The following is a 6784-nucleotide window of genomic DNA, read 5'->3' on the forward strand; positions in this document are numbered from 1 at the left end:
GGTAGCCTGAATCATGAAACAGTATCATGATTACCATAATTTCTGCCTTTGACATGGTTGACTTGCGGTGATATTGCCGTTTCTTATCTGCTTTCAGTGTATATTTTTCCATCATGGCATCAAAAAAATTGCAAAAATCATCTGCAATACAAAATAATTCTGTAACTTTGTCCTCGGTGATCATAGCGATTATTGTTTGTAATTCTTTGTATTTCAACACTATAAAGTTATAACGATTTTCGCTAATCACCAAATTTTCAAGCACTTATATTTCGTCGAACTCACGTTAATTAAAGTAATTGTAATGAAATTATTAATACTAAATATCTTACTCTTATTTTGTGGTAATCATCAGTTGATGGCGAAGGGGCTGATGCTGAGTCTTCAGTACTATCAGAATGAGAAGCCCATTGATTTGGAGAAGTTGGCTAAGGGACTTTCCGATATGGAAATTGATATTAAGACATTCGTTATTGACGATAGCAAGTCTATAGAAGAGTACGCCAACAGACTCAAGGAGACCGTCAGACAGTATCATGAACAAAATGACACGATTCAGTTTTTTGTTCTTACCGACAGGGAGTCTTCTTTCGTAGGGTTGGAATTAGCATCTGTTGAAGCCAGCGTAAAGGCTCTGCTGACCATATGTGGCGCGTTTAATGATGGTGACCGCTTTCTGTATGGTGAAATGTCTTTCAAGAAGAATATGGAAATGCTTGACTCCATATCGTTTGATGGCAGCAAAGAACGGTATCTGGAAAAGGTATTCAAGATGATTGCCGATAAGAAAACAGGTAAGAGGATTCGTCTGCCAAAGAATGCTGACAACGATATGGCGGCGTTATATGCCTTGCTGGAAAGCAACTACGGCAGTTCAATAATGAGATTTTCATTGGATAGCTGTCTCAGTAAGATTAGTGCGGCTGTTTTCCCTATTTATGATAGTGACAATCAACAGTTGTTAGATGTGGACTATCTGAACCTTTGTCTTTGCGGCAACAAATATCAGGTCAGATACTCATACCCAATCTGTTATTATAGCGGAGAGACATTAGTGAAAGAAATTACTAAAAGCATTTCGGAATTACTAACTAAATAAGGGATGAAAAACTATATTATTACCATACTTCTGTTATTTGTTGCGACCGAAGGCTTTTGCGACTCTATTCCCTGTGATTTCAGAATGAGTGACGGAATCACGCTGCATGGCACAGTGATAACTCCTCAGGAGAAGAACCTGAAAAAGATGGTCATTATTGTGAACCATCGTCATAGGACTCCAGAAGGAAGTGGCCCATTATATACTTATATGATAAAAAGACTGTCCGCCCAGGGGGTGTCTGTTTGCTACTTCGAAAACAGGCCTGCCATGAAAAGAGACTCCTCGTTTATCACGTTGTTTGACATGGCAGATGATGCGGTGGCTGTATATAAAACGCTGAAAGCCATCAAAATGTTCCGGAAATATAAGATGGGGTTTGTCGGGGCAAGTGAAGAAGCCGCATCAGCACTGATTGCAGCCTCAAAAGTACCAGACCCGGCCTTTCTCATTCAAATGGTGAGCATTATCATTCCACAGCATGAGAAAGATATGCAAACATTTACAATTTATGCCCCGCAATTATCGTTAGGGATGGCTGCTTTTGCTGGTATTTCTTACCATGTCTATTCTGAAATAGTTCAGGATATCTTTAATTATTGCATGACTCACCAGAAAGTGGATAAAAGTGCCTTAGAACAACAATTGGTTAAACAATATGGTGGTGAAGCGACGAAGAAGAAAAAAGAATTTCCTATTGCTATGCAGGTCCTCATTACCAAGGTGACAGACCCACAAGAAGGAGTAGTTCCTCGACTCCATTGGGATTCAAAGCCATATTATGAAAATGTCAAGTGTCCGATTTTACTTTTGCAGGCAACAGACGACAGAAATGCGCTTTGCTATCCTAATATCTTCGAGTTTGAGAAAATCATGAACGAGAATCATCACAATGATTACAACACGCTATTAGTGGATGCAACTCACTACCTGATATCGGTCTCGGAGTCTCGAAAACTGGAACATGGGCGAAGTAGTGACGTCGATTACTCTAGACGAGAACAAATCCTTGATTTAGTTTGTAAGTGGATTTTAATGAAGTAACATAAAAGATGTAATCTAACGTGAGTTCGATGAATTCAAAACAATGAAAGCTGTGTATCAACTGTACGTTGTACATTGATACACGGCTTCTTAGGAAACATACAATAAGCAGCGATAGCTCCATAGATATACAAAAACACAAGAAGAATGGTTACAAGAGCATGGTTATTAATATTGATAGTAATGGTTATGAGTAAAATTAAGTATGTTGCAATGTTATTTACATTGCTGTTCACTTCAACGACAGGAGTATTTGCCCAGTTTTCCATCCAAAAAGCTCTTAGGTATGATTACTTAAGTGAGAGATGGTCGGATTATCAACAAGAAACAAAGTATGGCCTGTTGGATTTTAGTCGTCGTTATTTTAAGGATACGATTAGTGTTGCAGAGATGAAGGAGGCGTTCTTTAAGTATAAGGATGTCAAATTCATGGCTTCACCTTATGAGGGATTTGATTCCATCATGCGACTTGGCTCAATCGGAGAAGGTGTGATGCTGCTGTCTCCGCTAAGAAATCATGCCAGGAAAGAGATTAGAGAAAGTCGTGGTGTGTGGCGTTGGTTTGGAAGTCCTAGACTCGTAAACCTTTTAGATAAGAATGGGACTCCACAAGAGGCATTATTAAAGAAAATAAAAGATGACGAACTGAAGAAAATGATGAATGGCGAGATTATCTCATTAAAGTCTCCTCGCAGGTATATGGGCTATGTTATTTCACCAGCGGCTAGTATGGAAGTATACATGGATGGTAAGTTAATAGGAAGATCTCCAAGTGTAAATTACTCAGACTTTTTTGCGTATGCAAATCATTATTCTAACGTACTGGATGGGGAATGGTATCATGATGTAAGTGGAGGTGCTCGGTTGCTGGGGGTACTACAAGGCATGAATACAATGATACATGCGAAGACTTCAGAAAAAACATTCTCTGTTTTGTTATATGCCAAGACCTATCCAAGAAGTAAAAGAGTTACTTACACGATAGATCTTTTGCTGCCAAATAATCCTGACAAGGAAACAGAGAACTTATTCATGAGTTTGAAAGACTTTGTTGAGAGTTTACCATCCAAATCGTTTGCGCCTTATTATACTACAGATTTGCGTCTCATGACAGGTCGTTATTATAAGGTGACGGTGAACAAATGCGGATGGCTAATTCAAGACTATTTGGATTTATGAGGAATTGTTGAATGATACAGATTATTTGCAGGAATGAAATTATTCCTGTGGATAATCTGTATCATATAAGAATTTATTTTCGGTAACCTTGTGTGAATCTCATTATATGAAAGAAACTATTTATAATAAAGAGACTAGCAATTGTCTTGTCCTAATTTCTCATAAAATGCACCTGCATAGCATCACGCAAGCGTTGGCCTGGAGGACATCACAACCTCGACATAATCGCCGCCAGATGCGGTTATGACTTAAAGAACCACCATCATGCCTTGGCAGATGCAGAGGCGTGTGCTGCTATCGCGTTGGAAATATTATGACATCAGGATTCCTCTCAACAGATAGGTGGCATTTTGATTGCGAGCCACTCCAGAGGTTATCTTGTAACTATACGTCACATTATCCGTCAACTTTATCTCAAAGCAGTAGTTATGGAAACGGGATGGACGCTCATCGGACATCTTCGAGAGTTCAAGGTCGTGGGTGGCAATGATGCCAGTGACCGGCAGCTGGGATATGTATTCAAGGAACATCCTCGAACCACTTAACTTGTCGGCAGAGTTTGTTCCCTTCAGTATCTCGTCGAGTATTATCAGCGTGTGGCTGTTCTCACGACAAGCAGTAATAAGATGTTTCAGGCGCAACAGTTCGGCATTGAAATAGCTGATGCCGTGGGCAAGGTCGTCGGAAGTACGCATACTGCTGAACAAGGAAAAGGTACTGACCCTCAATCGCTTGGCAAAAACCGGCATGCCACACATTGCAAGGATATAGTTAACTCCTATGGAACGAAGGAATGTACTCTTGCCTGCCATGTTGGCGCCAGTCACAATATAATAATGTGAGTCGGTGATAGTGAAATCATTGGGCACGGCCTTACTTCCCAAGAACGGATGGCATATCCCTTCCGCACAATAAACCACCTCGTCTGCATCGACAATTTCCGCCTCCTTTGCGCATGGCTCATTATATCGGAATGTTGCCATCGACACGAGTGCGTCAAAACGGCTTACGGCATCTATCCACTCTGTCATCCTCGGCATATAGCACGATTTCCATTTTGCAAACCGTCTGACGAGGAAGAGGTCGTTGAGAAAGAATGCATCGCACAGCATACGATAAAGAGGATTGCCATTGCGGTCAAGGCTGTCCATCAGCCTCTTTAGTTGCTTGAAAGAGCGGAGCGCATTTCCGTCGGCACTTGACAGGCGCGAGAGTATGTCGGCATTGTCCTTGGCAGAGAAATGACACCCGGAGATAATCTCCATCAGAGAGACATACATGCTCATCTGTTTGCTTACCGCCCCTACAGTCTTGTTGATATTATGCAATGGCCGTGAACACAAGACAATCATCAAGAGCAGTTGCAGTAATCCCCACTGAAACGGCACACTCGACGGAACGACATCCAGCAAAGCGGCAATGAAGGAAAAAAGGAACCCGGCAATAGAGACCACGGCAACCGCCATCGACACGGAAGAAGATGCAAACGAGGGCAACGGCAGTGATTTTGCCTTTTCCACAACTGCCACGACCTCGTCTGTATCTATTAAGTCTCCTCTCAACTGCCCCACAGCCATGAATGAGGTTCGCAAACTCTCGTCTATGGCAAGTTCGTTGACAGCATCCCTTTGGTTTTCTATTTCCAGCTTTGTTTTTGTTCCAGTCATACAAAGCTGCCCGGCAAGGAGGTCGCTACCACCCGATGTGACAGTACGGTTGATGCGCTGGAAGAGCGACTGCTCACCAAAAACATCCATATCGAAAGAGAACTCATGATGTGGATTGACATATTTCTTTCCATTGCGAAATGCCGTGAGATTACCATTGAGATAAGCCGTCTCATTCATATACACAGCACGCACAGCCCTCAACCTCTCCAATTTCTCACTATTGGCGTCGTCCAGCCTTCGTGCTGCGATATAAGCCAAGACAAAGAATATGCCCGACGCAACAATAATCATTTCGGCATAATACGTGGCATATATGGCGATAGAAACCACAGCTAAAAGGAATGTCGACAACTGGGCTGCAACAAACCATCTGCCCTTCTTCTTGCAGTGGCGTATCTCCCCAGTCACTTCCTCCGCTTTCTCTTCGTATTGGCAATAAATAGCGCTCTTCTGTTCCCCAAGCTGTTTCAGTATTCCAACTCTGTCCATTGTGACCAAATAAAGTATAAAGTTATTTAAACTTCGCAAGTAGCAAAAAGGAGAAAAATGAAGATAAGAGGAGATAAATGACATGAGCCAGAGTTATTCCTCTCATAGCCGTTCTCTAATCTGCTTCAGTTGGTTGACCATTATTTCCGCGGCATTATCCGGTGCGACGGTATTGCCAAGCTTGTCTGCCACATCACCATAGCCTGAGAGCATTTCTTCTCGGGCACTGCCACCGGGCAGGATGTCACGGAGGTGCGAGGAAATGACTTCCAGGGTGAACCTGTCGGCAAAAAGCTCCGGCACGACCTCCCGGTCGGCAATAAGGTTGACGAGGCTGATGTAGCGGCATTTAATAATATGGTTGAACGCCCATCGCATGAGCCTTGGCAATGGTGTGCGGTAGCATACGGCCTGAGGCACGCCGAAGAGGGCAGTCTCGAGTGTGGCCGTACCGCTGGTTACGAGGGCTGCCGTGGCATGTGACAGCAGGGCATAGGTGTCGTTGTAGACAACGCGCACGTTGGTTCCGCTAATGAAGGGGGCATAATATTCAGGGTCTATAGATGGTGCTCCGGCCAGTACCATCTGATAATCCGTGAACTGCGACGCCGCCCTTATCATCATGGGCAGGTTGTCCTTAATCTCCTGCTTCCTGCTTCCGGCAAGCAGAGCAATGACGGGCTTGTCCTGCTGAAGCCCGTTGCGCTGGCAGAATTCACCGAAAGTCTCATTGTATGACTCTTTGAAGCTGCGTACCTCGTCGGCAGTCGGGTTGCCGACGTAGTTTATTGGATAGCCATGCTTCTGCTCGAAGAACGGAACCTCGAAGGGCAGGATGGAGAACAGGGAGTCCACATCCCTCTTGATGGCTTTTATGCGCCACTCCTTCCATGCCCAAATCTTTGGTGAGATATAATAGTAGACCGGTATGGATGTCCTTGCGTGCAGGAATTTGGCTATGTCGAGGTTGAATCCGGGATAGTCGACGAGTATGACGACATCGGGCTTCCAGCAGACTATGTCTTCCTTGCACAGGGCCATGTTGCGGAAGATGGTCCTCAGATGGAGCAGCACGGGCACGAAGCCCATATATGCCAGCTCACGGTAATGCCTGAGCATGGTTCCTCCTACGGCCCTCATCATGTCGCCCCCGATGAAGCGGAACTGCGCCCCGGCATCAGCCTTGGCGAGCGATGACATGAGGTGCGAGGCATGCAGGTCGCCACTGGCCTCGCCTACTATAAGATAATATTTCATGCGGGTTGGATTGGCCGGTTACAAATTCCAGTTACTGATGGTCTCC

The 6784-nt window shown here is 44.0% G+C and carries 5 protein-coding genes and 3 pseudogenes; 4 read left to right on the top strand and 4 right to left on the bottom strand.

Annotation, left to right across the window (positions count from 1 at the left end):
• Window positions 1-184 (bottom strand): annotated as a pseudogene (locus tag CIL02_RS16535) (IS982 family transposase); the annotation flags it as partial.
• Window positions 185-358: 174 nt separating this feature from the next.
• Here CIL02_RS16535 and CIL02_RS08885 point away from each other — a divergent pair.
• Both CIL02_RS08885 and CIL02_RS08890 read left to right on the top strand, forming a co-directional pair.
• The gene (locus tag CIL02_RS08885) at window positions 359-1099 is read left to right on the top strand and encodes a hypothetical protein (protein ID WP_141210185.1); all 741 of its coding nucleotides are present in this window, start codon (window positions 359-361) and stop codon (window positions 1097-1099) included.
• A gap of 3 nt (window positions 1100-1102) precedes the next feature.
• Entirely contained in the window at window positions 1103-2143 is a 1041-nt protein-coding gene (locus tag CIL02_RS08890) for a S9 family peptidase (RefSeq protein ID WP_094401027.1), read from the top strand.
• Window positions 2144-2178: 35 nt separating this feature from the next.
• Here CIL02_RS08890 and CIL02_RS16690 read toward each other — a convergent pair.
• A pseudogene (locus CIL02_RS16690) lies at window positions 2179-2271 on the bottom strand (IS982 family transposase); the annotation flags it as partial.
• Between the two features lie 19 nt (window positions 2272-2290).
• Between CIL02_RS16690 and CIL02_RS08900 the strand changes: the two are divergent.
• Together CIL02_RS08900 and CIL02_RS16695 are read left to right on the top strand one after the other, a co-directional pair.
• Entirely contained in the window at window positions 2291-3322 is a 1032-nt protein-coding gene (locus CIL02_RS08900) for a DUF5030 domain-containing protein (protein WP_141210186.1), read from the top strand.
• A gap of 167 nt (window positions 3323-3489) precedes the next feature.
• Window positions 3490-3639: pseudogene (locus tag CIL02_RS16695) on the top strand (DNA polymerase III subunit epsilon); the annotation flags it as partial.
• On the opposite strand, the gene CIL02_RS08910 reads toward CIL02_RS16695, so the two are convergent.
• Together CIL02_RS08910 and lpxB are read right to left on the bottom strand one after the other, a co-directional pair.
• Entirely contained in the window at window positions 3634-5481 is a 1848-nt protein-coding gene (locus tag CIL02_RS08910; RefSeq protein WP_094401033.1) for a hypothetical protein, read from the bottom strand. The pseudogene CIL02_RS16695 and the gene CIL02_RS08910 sit on opposite strands and share 6 nt — an antisense overlap.
• A 102-nt stretch (window positions 5482-5583) precedes the next feature.
• Window positions 5584-6738, bottom strand: coding sequence for a lipid-A-disaccharide synthase (lpxB, locus tag CIL02_RS08915; RefSeq protein ID WP_094401035.1), 1155 nt, complete (start codon window positions 6736-6738; stop codon window positions 5584-5586).
• Between the last annotated feature and the right edge of the window lie 46 nt (window positions 6739-6784).

It is taken from the genome of Prevotella sp. P3-122, assembly GCF_002251365.1.
GTDB lineage: Bacteria > Bacteroidota > Bacteroidia > Bacteroidales > Bacteroidaceae > Prevotella.